Origin of the sequence: Streptomyces griseochromogenes (genome assembly GCF_001542625.1) — a bacterium.
Classification (GTDB): domain Bacteria; phylum Actinomycetota; class Actinomycetes; order Streptomycetales; family Streptomycetaceae; genus Streptomyces; species Streptomyces griseochromogenes.
The window spans coordinates 3,864,687-3,882,307 of the sequence record NZ_CP016279.1 but is presented as its reverse complement, the minus strand read 5'-3'; the positions used below and the strand labels follow the sequence as shown (position 1 = coordinate 3,882,307).

Sequence of the window (17,621 nt, the reverse complement as noted above, 5' to 3'; positions counted from 1 at the left end):
CTCACGTGTCGGCCGACTTCCTTTCCAACGTCTCCAGGTGTCCCTGGCGGTCGAGTTCCGCTTCCAGCGCGGTGATGAGTTCGGCGAGCCGTTCGCCCGCCAGGAATCCGATCCGGCCGCCGAGCATGTCCTCGTACGCTCCGCTGTCGGTGTTCCAGGCGACGCGGACCTCCAGGAGGCTTCCGCCGTCGCCGGGCGTGACCGTCACACGGCGTTCGAGGGTGTGCCACAGCCAGCCGGGCTCCGCGGTCAGCCGCACCCCGTCGTCGAGGAGTTCGGCGCGGTCCGCCCAGACCACCGCGTCGCCGCCGAGCCGCCCGGCGAACTCCGGCGCGTGGCCCGGTGCCGCGGCCGCCGCGGGGTCCGCGGCGAAGGGGTCGAGCAGCCGGGGCCGGGACGCCAGCATGTCCAGCACCTGCGCGGCGGGGTACGGCAGCCGGACGGTCCGGGTCACCGGGGACAGCTCCGCCGTGGGCGCGCCGGACGGCGCGGACGGCTGCCGGTGGCCGTCGACCTCCGCGAGGACGCTTTCGAGCACGGACAGACCGTGGTCGAGGTCTTCCTCGGAGATGACCATGGGGGGCTGCACGCGCAGGACGCTCGTCTGGTAGAGCGAGTACGTCGAGGTGACGCGCTCCTCCAGGAGCCGGCCCAGCACGAGTCCGGCCGTCGCCCCGTCGGTGAACTCCAGGCCGTGCATCATGCCGAGGCCGCGGTGTTCGGCGATGAGTGCCGGATGCCGGGCGGCCGCGGCGGACAGCCGCGCGTCGATCGTGAGCGAGCGTTCCTTGACCGTGGTGAGGAACGCCTCGTCGGAGGCGATCTCGATGGCCTCGATGCCGACCCGGCAGGACAGCGGGTTGCCGCCGAGGCTGGAGCCGAAGGTCGACGGCAGCACCCGCAGGACCTCCCAGACCCGCTCGGTGCCGAGCACCGCGGACAGCGGGAGCACCCCGCCGCCGAAGGCCTTGCCCACGCACACCAGGTCCGGGGTGATGCCGAACTGCTCGTGGGCGAAGAAGGTGCCGCAACGGCCGAACGCCGTCTGCATCTCGTCCAGGACGAGCAGCGCGCCGGCCTCGGTGCACAGCCTGCGCACCTCCTGGAGATATCCGGGTGGCGGCACGATCACGCCCGCCTCCGCCTGCACGGGCTCCAGGAGCACGGCGGCGACCGTGTCGTCGAGCGCCGCGGCGAGCTGGTCCACGTCGCCGAAGTCGACCTGGCGGAAGTGCTCCATGAACGGGCCGAGCAGCGCGCGGTGTTCGGGCCGGTCGGAGGCGCTGAGGGTGGCGAAGGTCTTGCCGTGGAAGCAGCCGCGGGCGCTGATCACACCGGGCCGGCCGGTCGCGGCGCGGGCCAGCTTGAGCGCGTTGTCGATGCTCTCGCCGCCGCCGTTGGCCAGGTACGAGTACGGCAGGCGCTGTCCGGTGGCCTCCGCGAGCCGCTCGGAGAGCCGGATCTGCACCTCCTCGAACATGATCTTGGTGCTGTTGAGGACGCCGGTGTCGAGCTGTTCGCGCACCGCGGCGACGATCCGCGGGTGGGAGTAGCCGAAGGACTGGTTGCCGTACTGGTCGAACAGGGCCAGATACGCGCTGCCTTCGTCGGCGTCCAGGACCCGGCTGCCCTCGCCCTTTCCCTGGACTCCGCAGCCCATGACGAACGCCATCTTGGCGTAGGCCGGGTGGTTGTGCGCCGCCTTCGCCTCAGCGAGGAGCTGCCGCCGTGTCCGCATCCGTCGCCTCCTGTCGTATGTAGCTGTCGTAGTCGCCGAAGAAGTACTGCAGCAGCCTGCTCTGCTTCCCCTGCTCAGTGCGGGCGCGGCGGACCGCCTCGGTGACGTCGAGAGCGGCGACGAGGCTGAGCGGCGCCCCCTTGAAACGGGTGTCCTCGTACGGCTCGTGCAGGGCGAAGAAGCCGATCTCCTTGTAGAAGCCGCGCAGCCCTCCGGAGTCGTCGACGAAGAAGTCGCCGAGGATGTGGGTCATGTCGTACGTCCGGGCGCTGTGGACCACGGCGGCGCGCATCAGACCCATGCCTATGTCGCGGTTGCGCACCTCGGGCAGGGTCATCAAGTGCCCGAACTCCACGAGCCGGTTGCCCTTGCGCAGTGCCGTGAGGTCCACGGTGTCGTCGCAGGGCAGCCCGGCCGCCGTGTCGGGGACGACCTTGACGGTGCCCACCGGGCTCCGGTCGGCGTACCCGACGATGTACTCGGCATGGGGGTCGAAGCGGTCGAAGGTCGCCGCCGTGTCTGTCACGTCCGCGAGCCGGCCCTGGTCGCCGACGTACACGGCGTCACGCAGCCGCAGCACGTCTGTCTTGTCGGTCTCGGTACGCGCCAGTCGGAAGGTCACGTTCACCTGCTGCTCCTCTCACCTGCTGGGGGTGGCGGGGTCACGGGGTACGCACGGTTCACTTGCGGAGCAGCTTTCCGAAGTACTCGAGATAGCCGCGGTTGAAGTAGCGGATGCGTCCGCGGACTTCGGCGTGCAGATCCGGCAGCCGCTCCAGCGGGAGATTGGGCATCAGGTGGTGTTCGACATGGAAGTTGTTGCTGTTGGTGAACCATGTCAGGACGCGGTTGGAGCGGATGGTGCGGGTGTTGGCGAACGGGTCCCGGTTCAGGGTTTCGCAGTCGTAGTGCTCCGGCAGTTCGATGAGGGCGTGCACCGGCCCTGCCACCAGGACGAGCGGGAGGAGCCACACCCATACGACGACCGCGGAGTGCAGCCACCAGGACAGCGCGGACAGCAGGAGCAGCAGGGCGAGGGCCAGGCGGTGGTCGCGGCGTATGCGGCGCGAGACCCGTACGCTCTCCCCGCTGAAGTCCCGGCCGAGCAGGGACCGGCCGAGGTTCACCACGAACAGCGCGTAGTGGTGGACCATGGTGAACCGCACGGCCCAGTCGACGAAGGATCCGAACTTCGAGCGCTCCTCGAGACCGTACTGGTCGCCGTAGTCGAAGAACTCCCGGTTCATGGGGGTCCCGAGGTCGCGGTGGTGGCGCATGTGCGTCGCCTTGTAGGCCGCGAAGGAAATCAGCATCGGCAGGCCGAGGACGACTCCGGTGACCGTGTTCAGCCGGCGGCTGCGGTAGGCGAGATTGTGCAGTGTCTCGTGCTGGAGTTCCGCGGCGTGCGCGAACATGCAGCCGATCAGTACGACTCCGGCGACGCGCCACCCCCACTCGGGCCGCAGCGCCATCGCGACGCCGCCCGCGGTGAGCAGCGCGCAGAGGGTGAATTTCAGGGTGAAGACCCATCCCCGTGGATCCGAGCGCAGGTGTTTCAGCGCTGCTCTGAGTTCGGTGGCCTCCTGGGAATTCGGTAACTGCGGGGCGACAGCGCCGTCCGCGGTCAGATCCATCGTTGTTCCCTCGTTTTCCCCGTAGTTATCCCCAACAGCGTGGCCCGATGGATCTCCCGGTGGCGCGCCGAGTTTCCCCGTGACCGGAAGGTTCGGGGCATGACGGCACGGCGGCACTGTGTCGACGGCATGCCGACGCACCGCAGGGTCGCTGTTGGGGAATTATTGATGCGCGGAATTCAGATGGTGTTCCGCTGTGGCTTCACGAGCAAAGGGACTGTGCTTTCACCGATGAAAGTCAGCTGCCGATGTCACCCACGACGGTGTGGGGCTCGGTGGTTTCCATCGAGCGCAGCAGAGAGAGCAGACCGTCCATGTGCCGGTCTGTTTCCTCCGGGCTGTACAGCTCGGGATGCGCGTCGAGAATGACTTCGGTGGTGCCGTCCGCCGAGGTCTGGAAGAAGTACACGGTCAGGTCGACGGTGAGCGGAATCGACGCCGTGCGCATGGCGGCGTGGGCTCCGGCGAAGTCCAGCTTGTAATCGAACCTCATGACGTTGACCATGGGGCCCCACAGTCGCGACCCGCCGCCCTGTTCGGCGAGTTCGCGGGAGATCTCGGCGGTGGGATAGCGGGAATGCAGCAGTACTTCCCTTATCTCCCGCGACACCTGCCCGGCGAACGCGTCGAGCGAGGTGGTGGTGTCCACGGTGAGGCGCAGCGGCAGGATGTTCATCGTCATGCCGGGCACGTTCCGCGTCTGCGGACTCAGGCGGCCGCCGGTGGGCAGGCCGAGCAGGAGCTCGCCGGCGCCGGTGGTGCGCGCCACGTACGCCGCCATGGTGCTGACGGCCAGGTCGGACCAGGTCACGCCGAGACCACCGGCCGCGCGCTCCAGGCGTGCGACGGCGTCCGGCGCGAGCTCGGCGGTGCGGCGGCGCCCGATGGCCAGTCCCGCCTTGCGGCCCGCGAGGCTCACCGGCTCGGGGTGGCCCGCCATCTTCCGCAGCCAGTGCTCCCGGTCGCGGGCGAAACTCCTGGTGCCGCGGTACTCCGCGTCGGTCTCCAGCAGACGTGCGTAGGGAGGGAAGCCGCCGTCGCCGGGCGGAAGTCCCTGAGCGAGCGCGGTGTACACCGCGGCGGTGCGGTTGAAGACGAGGGCGAGACTGTAGCCGTCGACGAGGGCGTGGTGCACCCGCCGGTACAGGATGAAATGATCACCGGCGACCTTGATGAGCGCCGCGGTGCACAACCGCAGCGGGTCCACCGGCCGATGGGCGTCGGATTCCATCCAGGACTTCGCCGCCGCTTCCGGCGCGGATTCTCCACTCAGATCCAGGAAGTCCAGTGGGGCCGTCTCGTCGCGCAGGAACTGTCGGTACTCTCCTTCTGCGTTCCTGATGCCCAGGCGCAGCGCCTCGGCTTCCCGCTCGACGTGGTCATGCGCGGAGCTCATCAGAACAGGGTCGACTTGTCCTCGGATGTCGAGGTAGTCGCAAATACAGTAAACAGGGTTGCTCAGGTCTTCAGCCTGAGCCGACCAAGTGCGTAACTGTGGAGCAAGTAAGAGAAGTTCCGGTTCCTCGCGATTAAGCAACGTTCACTCCTTGTGGGGGCCACCGTGCTTAAATCGACGCCACATCACACAGACGTCACGAACACCATTGGGAGAGCCACGCAACAACTGTAGCTTACACACCACCCGGTGGAACGTCCACGCCCTTGTGAAGACATGTGCCAGCGTCACGGTACGCAACACCGAGCCGGCTACCTCCGATATGTCTATGCGGACCTCTTGCCGGCAGGATCGATCCCGTAATTCGAGGTGCTTCAGCACGTTCTCGCCGACCAGGGTCTACGCTGACGTTCGGCTACTCCTTGAAGTAAGCAGAAGCAAGATCAAGCCACTTCGGAATTAAAACAGGCCACACCCATAGTTTTGTGTACTCACCGTGAACGTGGAGGATGGATGGCGACGGAGAAGTCGACGTACCGGCGTGGTGTCGCCGTGGTCGGTGCGCTCATGCTGGGAGCGTTCGCCTTCAACACCACCGAGAACCTGCCGATCGGCATCCTCAAGCTGATCTCGGACGACCTGCACCAGTCACTGTCGGCCGTCGGCCTGCTGGTGTCCGGGTACGGCCTCACGGTCGCCGTCGTCTCGGTGCCGATCGCCAGGGTGACCCGCTCGATACCGCGCCGCCTCGTTCTCTGCGTCCTGCTGGCCGCGCTCTTCCTCGCGAGCGTCGCGGCGGCCGTGGTCTCCTCCTACTGGGTGCTGCTGACCAGCCGGTTGGTCACCGCGGTGGCCCAGGCACTGTTCTGGGCGGTGATGGGGCCGGTCGCGGTCGGCCTGTTTCCCCCCGAGGTCCGAGGCCGCGTCATAGGGGCGCTGTCCGTGGGCGGTTCGCTCGCCCTCGTCCTCGGGGTGCCCGGCGGCACCTGGCTGGGCGAGCACGCCAGCTGGCAGGTGCCGTTCCTGGTGGTCGGGGCGCTCGCCATCCCCTCCCTCATCGTGATCGCCACCGCGCTGCCGACGTCCCGCCCGGAAGCGGGACACGCGGTGCACGGCGTCGCACCGGACACCCGCCGGTTCGCGGTCGTACTGACCGTCACCGGTCTCACCGTCACCGGTGTCTTCGCCGGATACACCTACATCTCCAAGTTCCTCGTGGACGAGAGCGGGTTCAGCGAGTCCTCCGTGAGCGGCCTGCTCCTGGCCCTCGGCATCACCGGCATCATCGGCGTCGCGGTGTACGGCCGGCTCCTCGACCGCTTCCCGCGGGCGACCCTCGCCCTCCCCGTCTCGACACAGGCGGTGGCACTGCTCGGGTTGTACGCGGCGGGCGGGTCACAGGTCGTGGCGGTGATCATGATCGTGTTCCTCGGCGCCTCCCTGGGACCGATCTTCATGGCCACGCAGAGCCAGGTCATGCACTTCGCGCCGGGCCGCACGGAGACGGCCATCGCCGCGAACGGCGCCGCCTACAACACGGGCGTGGCCGCGGGCGCCTTCATGGGCGGCCTGCTGCTCCATCTCACCGGCGTGCGCGGCACCTTCCTGATCGGCGGCCTGATGACCCTCGTCGCCCTGCTGCTCCTGCTGGAGGAGCAACTCCTCGCCGTGGGCAGCAAGGAACGGTGGACCGACGCCCCGGAGCAGACACGGGAGCCGGACGACGCGTGGGCCCAGTCATGACAGGCGCGAACAGGTTCACGCGCTGACGGGAACCTGACTCGATTCACCTGTACGAAACCCGTACGGCACCCGGCACCTTGCGGTTACCGTTCGGTAGACAGCGTGCTTCCGGAGGTGCCCCGCCATGACGCCCGACCGTGCCACAGGCCTCGCGAAGTCCGTCCGCGCGCTCGCCGACGGGGAGGTGACCTCGCGCGCGCTGATCGAGCAGGCCCTGGCCCGCATCGAGGCCACCCAGCCGACCCTGAACGCCTTCCGGATCGTGCGCGCCGAGGCCGCGCTCGCCGAAGCGGACGCCGCCGACCGGGAGTTGGCCGGCGGAGCGCGGCGCCCGCTGCTCGGGGTGCCGGTCGCGGTCAAGGACGACATGGACGTGGCGGGGGAACCGACCGCGTTCGGCTGCCCCGGCGACTTTCCGCCGGTCGCGACGGACGGCGAGGCGGTACGGCGGCTGCGCGCGGCCGGGGCCGTGATCGTCGGCAAGACGAACACCTGCGAGCTGGGGCAGTGGCCGTTCACGGAGGGCCCGGCGTTCGGGGAGACCCGCAACCCGTGGCACACCGGCCACACCCCCGGCGGCTCCTCCGGGGGCTCCGCGGCGGCGGTGGCCGCCGGCCTGGTCCCCGCCGCGCTGGGCTCGGACGGTGCGGGCTCGGTGCGGATCCCGGCCTCCTGGACCCATCTGATCGGCATCAAGCCGCAGCGCGGACGCATCTCGACCTGGCCGCACGGCGAGTCCTTCCACGGCATCACGGTCAACGGCACACTGGCCCGTACGGTCGCCGACGCGGCCCTGCTGCTGGACGCGGCGAGCGGCAACCACGAACGGGACCCGCACCGCCCGCCGGCCCTCACGGTGACGGAGGCGGTCGGCCGCGACCCCGGCCGGCTGCGTGTCGCGCTGTCGCTCAAGCCGCCGTTCACCGCCGTACCCGCCCGGCTGCATACGGAGGTCCGGGCCCGGATTCTCGAACTCGCCGAGAAACTCGCCGCGTTGGGGCACATCGTCGAGGAGGCCGACCCGCCCTACGGCCAGATCGGGCTGACCTTCGTGCCGCGCGCCACCGCCGGTATCGCCGACCGGGTCCGCGAGGCCCCCGACCCCGCGCTGCTCGACCCGCGCACCCGGGACGCGGCCCGGCTCGGCCGGCTCCTCGGCGGGGCCCCGCTGAGGGCGGCCCGGCGGGCCGAGGCGGTCCTGCACCGCAGGATCGGGGCGTTCTTCGGGTCGTACGACGTGGTCCTCGCCCCGACCACCGCCGCTCCCCCGCTCGCGATCGGTGCCCTGCACGGGCTCCGCGGCCTCGCCACCGATCGCGCGATGATCGCCGCCTGTCCGTACGCCTGGCCATGGAACGTCCTCGGCTGGCCCGGTGTGAACGTGCCCGCCGGCTTCGTCGGAGGAGGCCTGCCGGTGGGCGGTCAGCTGCTGGGCCCGGCGAACAGTGAACCCCTGCTGGTCTCCCTCGCCGCCCAGTTGGAGGCGGACCTGCGCTGGCACGAGCTCTGGCCGCCCGTGGAACCGGGCGAGGATTCCAGGGCCGCGTGAGCGTGATGCGCCCGTACCCTGTGACCATGGACGATGCGTCGATGGTCGGGCTCATGGGGCGGGTGACGGGGACGATCGGGCCCGGCCTGGTCGGCGAGGTGATCGTCCGGGTGCGCGGCGGCGCGGAGCACTTCCTCGCCTACGCCGCCGACGGCACGGGCCGCATCGAGCGCGGCACGGTGGTGATGGTGGTGGAGTACCTGCCGCCGAGGACCGTCTACGTCACCGCCGCATACGACAGTTGAGCATGCTCCGCCCCAGGTGAGGGGCGTGTGTCAAGACTGCAACAAGGATTCATCAGCGTCTTCTCGGCACGTCGCGGCAGGCGCACACTCCCTTCGTTCGGTGCCGGACGGGCACCATGCAAAGGGGGCGAATGCCGATGGTCATCGGCGTCGTTGCGGGGGCGGCCGTCGTTGCCGTCCTCGTCGTGATCGGTCTGTTCAAGATGATGTGGCGGGTCGCCGAGCCGAACGAGGCGCTCATCATCTCCGGGTCCACGCACCGTACCGAGGGCCTTGAGGAGGGCATGGGATTCCGCATCGTCACCGGGCGCGGCACGCTGGTGCTGCCCGGTGTGCAGGCGGTGCGCAAGCTCTCCCTGGACCTGAACGAGACCGAGCTGCACGTGGACTGCGTGACCCACCAGGGCATTCCGCTCGAGGTACGGGGCGTGGTCATCTTCAAGGTGGGCGACGACTTCGTGTCGATCGCCAACGCGGCCCGCCGTTTCCTGGACCAGCAGCGGCTGATGTCGGAGCGGGTGCACATCGTCTTCGCCGGTCATCTCAGGTCCATCGTGGGCGGGTTGACGGTCGAGGACATGATCCGCGACCGGGAGAAGCTGACCGGGCAGACCCGGGCGGCCTGCGGTACGGAGATGGAGAAGCTCGGCCTGATCGTCGACTCGCTGCAGATCCACGAGATCGAGGACCCGACCGGGTACATCCAGAACCTGGCCATGCCGCACGCGGCGGCCGTGCAGCGGGACGCGCGCATCGCGCAGGCCGAGGCGAATCGTCTCGCCACCGAGGCCGAGCAGCAGTCGTACGCCCGGATGGCGGAGGCCACCCGGGACAGCGAGATCCTGCAGGCCGGCTACCAGGCCGAGCGGGACAAGGCGGCGGCGAAGTCCCGCCAGGCCGGTCCGCTCGCCGACGCGGCCGCCCGCCAGGAGGTCGTCGTCCAGGAGACGCGGGTCGCCGAACTGGAGGCGCACCGCAGGGAACAGCAGCTCCAGGCGGACGTCCGCAAGCCGGCCGACGCCAAGGCCTACGAGAAGCGGACGCTGGCCGAGGCCGAGCGCGACGCGCGGATCTCGGCGGCACAGGCGAAGGCGAAGGAGACCGAGCTGGCGGCCGCGGCCGAGGCGACCCGGGTCAAGACGGCCGCGGGCGCCGAGGCGGAGGCCACCAAGACCCGGGGTACGGCCACGGCCGCGGCGACCCGGGCCACGGGTGAGGCCGAGGCGGCCGCCACACAGGCCAAGGGTCTGGCTCAGGCCGAGGCGTCCAAGGCCAAGGGTCTCGCGGAGGCGGAGGCCATCAAGGCTCGCGCCGCCGCCCTCGCCGAGAACCAGGAGGCGGTGGTCGCCCAGCAACTCGCCGAGAACTGGCCGGAGATCGTCCGGGCCGGCGCGTCCGCCTTCGGCAACGTGGACAACATGGTGCTGCTCAACGGCGCCGACGGAATGTCCGAGCTGTTCGCCAAGGCGCTCACCATGGGCGGTACGGGCCTCGGCCTCGCCCGCCGGCTGCTCGCGTCCATGAACGAGAACGGGCAGACGGACAACGGCACTTCACCGTCCCGCAACGGGGTCGTGCCGCCCGCGTCGCAGAAGGTGCCGGTGGAGCGGGAGGACTAGGCGGCCGGGCCGGGGTCCGCGTCGGGGCTCCGGCCGTCCGTCGTCAGCAGGCGGTCGATCGTGGCCGGGTCCAGCGCCGGGTTCGCGGCGGCGGCGTGGGCCAGTTCCTCGTCGTGGAGGAGCTCCGCGAGGCGGGGCCGCGGCAGGTTCGGATGGCGGGCCAGCGCGACCCGTACGTCCGGGTCCGGGTCCCGGGTGAGCCGCTCCGCGGTGGCCGGCGCGGTGTCCGGGTCGCGGGCGGCCAGGGCGCGGACCCGCGGGTCCTCGTGGTCGGCAAGGGCGGCAAGACCGGCATGCGGGAAGTTCGGCCGGGCGATCAGGTTCTCGCGTTCGGGGCCGGTGTACTCCAGGAAGCTGCGCAGCAGGAGGGCTTCCGGGGCCTCCGGATGGTTCTGGGCCAGCAGTACGCGCACGCCGAGGTCGTCGTCCTCGGCCAGGCGTGCCACGAGGTCCGTCGGCAACGCGCGGTCCTCGGCGGCCTCGCGGCGCAGCATCGGGTGACCGGAGAGCGCCTTGCGGCGGACGGCCTCGGGGTCCCGGGGCTCCGGCCGCACGGACACGTGACGGAACCCGAAACGGCCGTCCATGGGGACCTCGTAGTCGATCCGGGCCCGTTCCTCCTCGGTCAGGGCGGGGTGGACGGACACGGCCAGCCGCACCCCCGGATCGGGGTCCGCCGCGAGGGCAGCGCGCTCGGCCGGCCCGAGATCCGGGTGGTGCGCGGCCGCCCTGCGCACTTCGGGATCCGCATCGTCGACGAGCGCACGGCGTTCGGTGGGCCGGAGGTCCGGACGGCGGGCGATCCGTTCCCGTACCTTCGGGTCCGGATCGGCGGCCAGGAGGACCACCACGTCGGGCGGCAGAGTGGGGTTTCCCGCGATCGTGGCCCTTTCGTCCGGTTGCGCCGGAGCGGTGAGCACGCTGTCCACGACGGCTCTGCTGAGGGCCCGTTGGAGCAAGATGTCGGTGCGGCCATGGCACGGTCGGGCGGGCAGCACGCTCTCCACCCAGGCCGGGTCCTCGTACCGCGCATGGTTCTGTGCCCGCTCCCGCACGCTGTCGTCGGGGTCCGCCAGCAGTACGGCCCTGGTGTCCGCGGGCAGCTGCCCCCAGCCGCTGACTCCCCAGCAGCGGACCTCCGGCACCGGGTGCGTGGGCATCGACTGGATCAGAGCGGCGGACATCTGCTGGTGGAAACGGTACGAGCCCAGGTGTTCGGCTTCGTACGCGCAGATCATGTGGACGATGGCTTCGTCGGGCAGGGGCCTGGGCCGGTGGGGAAAGCTCACAAGCGGCCCGTCGGCGAGGTGGCCGCGGACGAACCAGTCCTGGTCGTGCAACAGGCGTGCCCGCTGAGCGGGATCGACGTGGGGATTGGCCGCGAAGAAACCACGCGTACGCCGGTCGGGATGCTCGACCACCGCGTCCACGACGGCCAAGGGCAGATCCCGGTCCCGGCACAGCACCATCCGCACGGCCGGGGGCGCGTCGGCGAGCAGCCTCAGCAGGACGTCCACGGACGCGGACGGATTGAGCGCGAGCCCGGCGAGCCGACGCGTGGGCAGATCGGCGTCCTCCCAGATCTGTTCAGGCGTGCGCATGTCCCGGATACCCCCCGTACGTCATGTTCCGGCCCCCAAGGCCCCCTGATCCCCGAGCGTATGGGACCACTAGGGTGCCTGCGTGAGCACGTACACCGATGAGAACGTCCCGGGCCGCCAGGGCCCGCACGCCACCACCGAGGCCGACCCGCACGAGGTCGGCCGGGTGCGTACCGAATACTCCCCCGCCCACGACGGCGACCCCGACCCCGGCGAGATCGTGTGGACCTGGGTGCCGTTCGAGGAGAACGACGGCCGGGGCAAGGACCGCCCGGTGCTGGTGGTGGCCCGGGAAGCGGCCGGCACCTTCCTCGCCGTCCAGTTGTCCAGCAAGCGGCACGACGGGGACCGGGAGTGGGTGGCCATCGGCAGCGGCCCCTGGGACCGGACCGGCCGTGACTCGTGGGTGGATGTGGACCGGGTGCTGCGGCTGCACGAGGAGGGCATGCGCCGGGAGGCGTGCGCGCTCGACCGGATGCGCTTCAACCTGGTCAGGCAGCGGCTCCACGAGCGGTACGGCTGGACCTGACACCCCTAGGGCCGCGGCAGACGCTCCGGGAACGCCCGCACGAAGGCCTCCCGGACCGTCGCTCCCGGCGTACGGTCCAGGACGCCGAACACGACATGGTCGAACGTCCGCGCGAATCGCCCGCCGGGGCCGAGGAGCGTCCGGAAGGCGCCCGCGACCTGCGCCGGGTCGTTCTGGAAGACGCCGCAGCCCCAGGCGCCGAGCACCAGCCGCCGGTAGCCGTGGGCCGCGGCGGTCTCCAGGACCCGCCCGGCCCGCGCGGCCAGGGCGGCCGGCAGCTCGCCGGCGCGCTCCGGCGCCGTACGTCGTACGACACCCGCGTTGGGCGCCGCCGCCGTCAGGAACCCCGCGAGGTACGGCTCCGGCAGCAGCCGGCCCCGGTCGTCACGGAAGACCGGCACGGCAGGGCTGTGGATCACCCGGTCCGTGTAGAACGGGTCGCGGTGGGCCCGGTGGTGGTCGTAGAAGGCGCGGGCTTCGAGCAGGCAGGTGTGCAGCGCCGAGGCACGGCACAGGGCCTCTTCCTGGGCCTGGGCGCCGTTCAGATAGCCGCCGCCCGGATTGCGGGCCGAGGCGAAGTTCAGGACGGCGACCGGGGCGTCGGCCAGCCGGCGGGCGGCCTCGAGGCTGCTCTCGCCCGTAACCTCGAAGAACGGCTCCTCGTCCCGGTCTGTGGGCACCGGCACCGGCTCGGGGCCGTACATCCGTGTCCCCGCCCGGGCGGCCTCGGTCGCGGCGGCCACGGACACCTCGCGGCCGTCCGGCGCGCGATACCCGCCGGCCGCCACGATCTCCTCGGTCTCCATGGCGATGCCGCGCAGGCGCGCACTCACGGCGCCACCCCCGTGGACGCCCTGATCACGGCCTGCGCGGCCGTCCCCGTCGTGCTCATGCACCGATCCTGGGCGATGCTGGTGATGCTGTGCAACGGAGTTTCCCGGTACCGGAACGGCCTGGAAACGAGTCAGAAAACGGAGATTACCGATCCGGAACGCCCTCTTCGGCGCCCTTGTGCGAATCGATTCGAAGGTCTTGGGTGGGACGAGTGCCTGCGCGGGCTCAGCGAGAGCCACGCCGGTGGCATGGTGGAATCTCAGGAGGATCCCGACATGTCCGACTCCATGGACGACTGTGGCGACTGTACGGAGCACCGTACCGCCGTCACCGAAGCCGAGGTGGACGCCCTCGTCCAGGGCATCTGCTTCAAGACCGGCCCGCCCCGCACTCTCGGGGTCGAAGTGGAATGGCTCGTCCACGAGCTGCGGCTGCCGCAGCTCCCGGTAGCACCCGAACGACTCGAAGCGGCCTACGCCGCCCTGCGGACCGTGCCGCTGAGGTCCCCCCTCACGGTCGAACCCGGCGGCCAGCTGGAGCTCAGCTCGCCGCCCGCCGCCTCCTTGACGGAGCTCATAGAGACCGTCTCCGCCGACCTGGACACCGTCCGCGCGGTCCTCGCCGAGGACGGCCTGGGACTGGTCGGCTTCGGCCACGACCCCTGGCACACACCCCGCCGGTTCCTGCGCGAACCGCGCTACGACGCCATGGAGGTCTGCCTCGACCGCACCGGCACGGCCGGGCGGCACATGATGTGCACCTCGGCCTCCGTCCAGGTGTGCGTGGACGCCGGATACGAAGAACCCGGCCCGCTCGGACACGAGCGGCGCTGGTGGCTGGCGCACCACCTGGGCGCGGTGCTGGTGGCGGCGTTCGCGAACTCCCCCCTGGTCGGCCGGGAACCCACGGGCTGGCGCTCCACCCGGCAGCTGCTGTGGACGGAGATCGGCGCCGGCCGCGCGGGCGCTCCCCCGGCGGACGGGCCGCCGAGGACCGCCTGGGCCCGCCATGTGCTGGACGCCCCGGTGATGTGCGTCCGCCACGACGGCGGCCCGTGGGACGTGCCCGAGGGCCTGACCTTCCGCGCCTGGACCCGGTCGCGCTCGCCCCGGCCGCCCACCCGGGCGGATCTCGACTACCACCTGACCACCCTGTTCCCGCCGGTGCGGCCTCGCGGCCACCTGGAGCTGCGGATGATCGACGCGCAGCCCGGTGACGACGGCTGGATCGTGCCGCTCGCGGTGACCGCGGCGCTGTTCGACGACCCGGAGGCCGCCGAAGCCGCGTACCGGGCGGTGAAACCCCTGGCGGAGCGGGCCCTGAACCTGCCCGCCCCGCACAATCCGCTGTGGATCGACGCGGCCCGGCAGGGTCTCGCCGACGCCGAGCTGCGGGAGGCCGCCGTCGCCTGCTTCACGGCGGCGCTGGAGGCCCTGCCCCGGCTCGGCGCCACATCCCCGGTCATCGACGCCGTGGCGGCGTATCTGAACCGCTACGTCGTCCGGGGCCGCTGCCCCGCCGACGACCTGCTGGACCGTCTGCGCGAGACCGACATCCCCCAGACTCGGCTGCGCTCGACCGGGGGGACCCCCACCATCCACGGGAGGAAGGACATCCGCACATGACCGCCCCTGAGACCGAGGCCACGCCCACCGAGGCGGACGGCGAGGGGCTGCGCGAGCGCGCGCTCGCCTCGCTCACCACCGCCCGCGCCCGCACCACGCTGCTGACCAGCTGCGTGGAGGACCCCGACCTCACCGCCCAGCACTCCCCGCTGATGTCCCCGCTGGTGTGGGACCTCGCGCACATCGGCAACCAGGAGGAGCTGTGGCTGCTGCGGGCGGTCGGCGGCCGGGAGGCCATGCGGCCCGAGATCGACGGCCTGTACGACGCCTTCGAGCATCCGCGCTCGGAGCGCCCCTCGCTGCCGCTGCTGGCGCCCGCCGAGGCCCGCGCGTACGCGGCCGAGGTGCGCGGCCGGGCCCTGGACCTGCTGGCGGCCGCGGACTTCCACGGCAGCCGGCTGACCGAGGCCGGCTTCGCCTTCGGGATGATCGCCCAGCACGAACAGCAGCACGACGAGACGATGCTGATCACCCATCAGCTGCGCAAGGGCCCGCAGGCCCTGACCGCACCCGACCCGGAACCGGCCGAGCTGTTCGCGGGCCCGGCCGAAGTCCTCGTCCCCGGCGGCCCGTTCACCATGGGCACCTCCACCGAGCCCTGGGCGCTGGACAACGAGCGTCCGGCGCACCCGGTGGACGTGGCACCGTTCTGGATCGACACGACGCCGGTGACCAACGCGGCCTACACGGCGTTCATCGAGGACGGCGGCTACGACACCGAGCGCTGGTGGACGCCCGAGGGCTGGGCGCACATCCGGCAGCACTCCCTGACCGCCCCGCTGTTCTGGCGCCGGGACGGCGGGCAGTGGCTCCGGCGCCGGTTCGGCATCACCGAGGCCGTACCGCCCGACGAGCCGGTGATGCACGTGTGCTGGTACGAGGCGGACGCCTACGCCCGCTGGGCCGGGCGCCGGCTGCCCACCGAGGCGGAGTGGGAGAAGGCCGCCCGCCACGACCCGGCCACCGGACGCTCGAACCGCTACCCCTGGGGCGACGCCGATCCGGCGCCGGAGCACGCCAACCTGGGCCAGCGGCATCTGCGCCCCGCCCCCGCCGGCAGTTACCCGAAGGGTGAATCCCCGCTCGGTGTACGGCAGTTGATCGGCGACGTGTGGGAGTGGACGGCGAGCGACTTCCTGCCGTACCCGGGGTTCAGGGCGTTCCCGTACAAGGAGTACTCGCAGGTGTTCTTCGGCTCCGAGCACAAGGTGCTGCGCGGCGGTTCGTTCGCCGTGGACCCGGTGGCCTGCCGGGGCACGTTCCGCAACTGGGACTACCCGATCCGCCGGCAGATCTTCTCCGGTTTCCGCACCGCCCGCTCGGAGGCCCTCTGATGTGCCGCCATCTGGCCTATCTGGGACCCGAGGAGCCGCTCGGGCGGCTCCTCGTGGAGCCCCCGCACAGTCTGTACCGGCAGTCGTGGGCACCGGAGCGGCAGCGGTACGGGACGGTCAACGCCGACGGATTCGGCGTGGGCTGGTACGCCCAGGACGATCCGGTCCCGGCCCGCTACCGGCGGGCCGGGCCGATCTGGGGGGACCTGTCCTTCGCCGATCTGGCCCGGGTGGTGCGCAGCGGTGCGCTGCTCGCCGCCGTGCGTGACGCGACCCTCCCGGGTGCGGACGGCGAGGCCGCGGCGGCACCCTTCGCCGCCGGACGGTGGCTGTTCAGTCACAACGGCGCGATCGCGGGCTGGCCGGACGCGGCGGCACCCCTGGTGCCCTCGCTGCCCCCGGTCGATCTGCTCTCGCTCCAGGCGCGCACCGACTCGGCGTTCGTGTGGGCCCTGGTCCAGCACCGGCTGCGCTGCGGTGACGAACCCGCCGACGCCCTGGGGGAAACCGTTCGCCGGCTGGCCGAGGCGGCCCCCGCCTCCCGGCTGAACCTGCTGCTCACCGACGGCACCAGCATCACCGCCACCACCTGGGGCGACAGCCTCTGGTACCGCACGGAGCCCGACTCCGGCACGGTCGTCGCCTCCGAACCGTACGACGACGACCCGCTCTGGCAGGAGATCCCCGACCGCACCGTTCTCACGGCGAGCCGCACCGGCGTGCTGCTCGCCCCGCTGGAGGATCCGGCGTCCTCCCCCACTCTCGACTCCGCTCGAGCGGGGACATCCCCATCACCGAAGGAGCCCTGTACGTGAGTCCCCTGCGTGTCACCCGCACCCTCCCCGAGGACGCCACGGACGCCGCGCTGCGCGCCGATGTCCTCGCCGGCCTCACCGTCAATCCCAAGTCGCTGCCGCCCAAGTGGTTCTACGACGCGCGGGGCAGCGAGCTGTTCGAGCAGATCACCGAGCTGCCCGAGTACTACCCCACGCGAGCCGAGCGCGAGATCCTCACCACCCGTTCCGGTGAGATCGCCGCCGCGAGCCGTGCCCGCACCCTGGTCGAACTGGGCTCCGGCTCCTCGGAGAAGACCCGCCACCTGCTCGACGCGCTCACCTCCCTGGAGGCGTACGTTCCGGTCGACGTCAGCGAGAGTGCGCTCACCCAGGCCGGCCGAGCGCTCGTCGAGGAGCGGCCGGACCTCGAAGTCCACGCGCTCATCGCGGACTTCACGGCCCCACTGAGCCTGCCCGAAACTCCCGGGCCCCGGCTGCTGGCGTTCCTCGGCGGCACCATCGGCAACCTGCTGCCCGCCGAGCGGGAGAAGTTCCTGGCGTCCGTGCGTTCCCTGCTCGCGCCGGGCGACGGGCTGCTGCTCGGCACGGACCTGGTCAAGGACGAGCGGGTACTGGTCCGGGCGTACGACGACGCGGCCGGGGTGACGGCCGCGTTCAACAAGAACGTGCTGGCCGTCGTCGACCGGGAGCTGGGCGCCGACTTCGACCCCGACGCCTTCGATCATGTGGCGCTGTGGGACGCGGAGCGGGAGTGGATCGAGATGCGGCTGCGCTCCCGCACCGCGCAGACGGTCAAGGTCCCGGCGCTCGGCCTCGCCGTGGACTTCGCGGCGGGCGAGGAGCTGCGCACGGAGGTGTCGGCGAAGTTCCGCAGGGACGGCGTCAGTGCGGAACTGGGCGCCGCCGGTCTTGAGTTGACCCACTGGTGGACGGACGCCGAAGGTCGCTTCGCGCTGTCGCTCAGCGTGGTGTCGTAG

General features: G+C 71.3%; 15 protein-coding genes. 9 read left to right on the top strand and 6 right to left on the bottom strand.

The genetic code is table 11. The features are described from left to right. Position 1 precedes the first annotated feature (1 nt). The 4 genes from AVL59_RS16420 to AVL59_RS16405 all read right to left on the bottom strand — a co-directional run bounded on the left by AVL59_RS16420 (position 2) and on the right by AVL59_RS16405 (position 4,909). On the bottom strand, positions 2-1,738 hold the full coding sequence (locus AVL59_RS16420) for an aspartate aminotransferase family protein (RefSeq protein WP_067304719.1): 1,737 nt from the start codon (positions 1,736-1,738) through the stop codon (positions 2-4). Then, positions 1,710-2,366: an N-acyl amino acid synthase FeeM domain-containing protein gene (locus tag AVL59_RS16415; protein ID WP_067304716.1), complete on the bottom strand. Its 657-nt coding sequence runs from the start codon at positions 2,364-2,366 to the stop codon at positions 1,710-1,712. The genes AVL59_RS16420 and AVL59_RS16415 overlap by 29 nt, the downstream gene beginning before the upstream one ends. Positions 2,367-2,418: 52 nt before the next feature. Further along, complete coding sequence (locus AVL59_RS16410; protein ID WP_079146727.1) at positions 2,419-3,372, bottom strand: fatty acid desaturase family protein; 954 nt, start codon at positions 3,370-3,372, stop codon at positions 2,419-2,421. Between the two features lie 238 nt (positions 3,373-3,610). Beyond that, positions 3,611-4,909: a condensation domain-containing protein gene (locus AVL59_RS16405; protein WP_079146726.1), complete on the bottom strand. Its 1,299-nt coding sequence runs from the start codon at positions 4,907-4,909 to the stop codon at positions 3,611-3,613. 372 nt (positions 4,910-5,281) lie between these two features. Between AVL59_RS16405 and AVL59_RS16400 the strand changes: the two genes are divergently transcribed. The 4 genes from AVL59_RS16400 (at position 5,282) to AVL59_RS16385 (ending at position 9,924) form a co-directional block, all read left to right on the top strand. After that, positions 5,282-6,511, top strand: coding sequence for an MFS transporter (locus tag AVL59_RS16400; protein WP_237281517.1), 1,230 nt, complete (start codon positions 5,282-5,284; stop codon positions 6,509-6,511). Positions 6,512-6,635: 124 nt separating this feature from the next. Next, complete coding sequence (locus AVL59_RS16395) at positions 6,636-8,060, top strand: amidase (RefSeq protein WP_067304710.1); 1,425 nt, start codon at positions 6,636-6,638, stop codon at positions 8,058-8,060. A 26-nt stretch (positions 8,061-8,086) separates the two neighbouring features. Continuing rightward, complete coding sequence (locus tag AVL59_RS16390; protein ID WP_208870388.1) at positions 8,087-8,305, top strand: hypothetical protein; 219 nt, start codon at positions 8,087-8,089, stop codon at positions 8,303-8,305. A gap of 131 nt (positions 8,306-8,436) precedes the next feature. Continuing rightward, a complete protein-coding gene (locus AVL59_RS16385) occupies positions 8,437-9,924 on the top strand; it encodes an SPFH domain-containing protein (RefSeq protein WP_067304707.1) in 1,488 nt (495 codons plus the stop codon). Here the strand turns inward: AVL59_RS16385 and AVL59_RS16380 are convergent. Continuing rightward, positions 9,921-11,525 (bottom strand): hypothetical protein, encoded by a 1,605-nt coding sequence (locus AVL59_RS16380; RefSeq protein ID WP_067304705.1) that lies wholly within the window; start codon positions 11,523-11,525, stop codon positions 9,921-9,923. The genes AVL59_RS16385 and AVL59_RS16380 overlap by 4 nt on opposite strands. An 82-nt stretch (positions 11,526-11,607) precedes the next feature. On the opposite strand from AVL59_RS16380, the gene AVL59_RS16375 reads away from it, so the two are divergent. Next, on the top strand, positions 11,608-12,054 hold the full coding sequence (locus AVL59_RS16375; RefSeq protein ID WP_067304702.1) for a type II toxin-antitoxin system PemK/MazF family toxin: 447 nt from the start codon (positions 11,608-11,610) through the stop codon (positions 12,052-12,054). 5 nt (positions 12,055-12,059) lie between these two features. Here AVL59_RS16375 and AVL59_RS16370 read toward each other — a convergent pair whose 3' ends face one another. Next, a complete protein-coding gene (locus AVL59_RS16370) occupies positions 12,060-12,887 on the bottom strand; it encodes a TIGR02452 family protein (RefSeq protein WP_067304699.1) in 828 nt (275 codons plus the stop codon). 276 nt (positions 12,888-13,163) lie between these two features. On the opposite strand from AVL59_RS16370, the gene egtA reads away from it, so the two are divergent. Genes egtA through egtD form a run of 4 tightly spaced genes read left to right on the top strand, consistent with a single transcriptional unit; the run spans position 13,164 to position 17,621 of the window. Then, positions 13,164-14,513 (top strand): ergothioneine biosynthesis glutamate--cysteine ligase EgtA, encoded by a 1,350-nt coding sequence (egtA, locus tag AVL59_RS16365; protein ID WP_067304696.1) that lies wholly within the window; start codon positions 13,164-13,166, stop codon positions 14,511-14,513. Continuing rightward, positions 14,510-15,847: an ergothioneine biosynthesis protein EgtB gene (gene egtB, locus AVL59_RS16360; RefSeq protein WP_067304693.1), complete on the top strand. Its 1,338-nt coding sequence runs from the start codon at positions 14,510-14,512 to the stop codon at positions 15,845-15,847. The genes egtA and egtB overlap by 4 nt, the downstream gene beginning before the upstream one ends. Then, positions 15,847-16,662 carry an ergothioneine biosynthesis protein EgtC gene (gene egtC / locus AVL59_RS16355; protein WP_067304690.1) on the top strand — a complete coding sequence of 272 codons (816 nt, stop codon included), beginning with the start codon at positions 15,847-15,849 and terminating at the stop codon, positions 16,660-16,662. The genes egtB and egtC overlap by 1 nt, the downstream gene beginning before the upstream one ends. Continuing rightward, a complete protein-coding gene (gene egtD / locus AVL59_RS16350; RefSeq protein WP_067304687.1) occupies positions 16,659-17,621 on the top strand; it encodes an L-histidine N(alpha)-methyltransferase in 963 nt (320 codons plus the stop codon). The genes egtC and egtD overlap by 4 nt, the downstream gene beginning before the upstream one ends.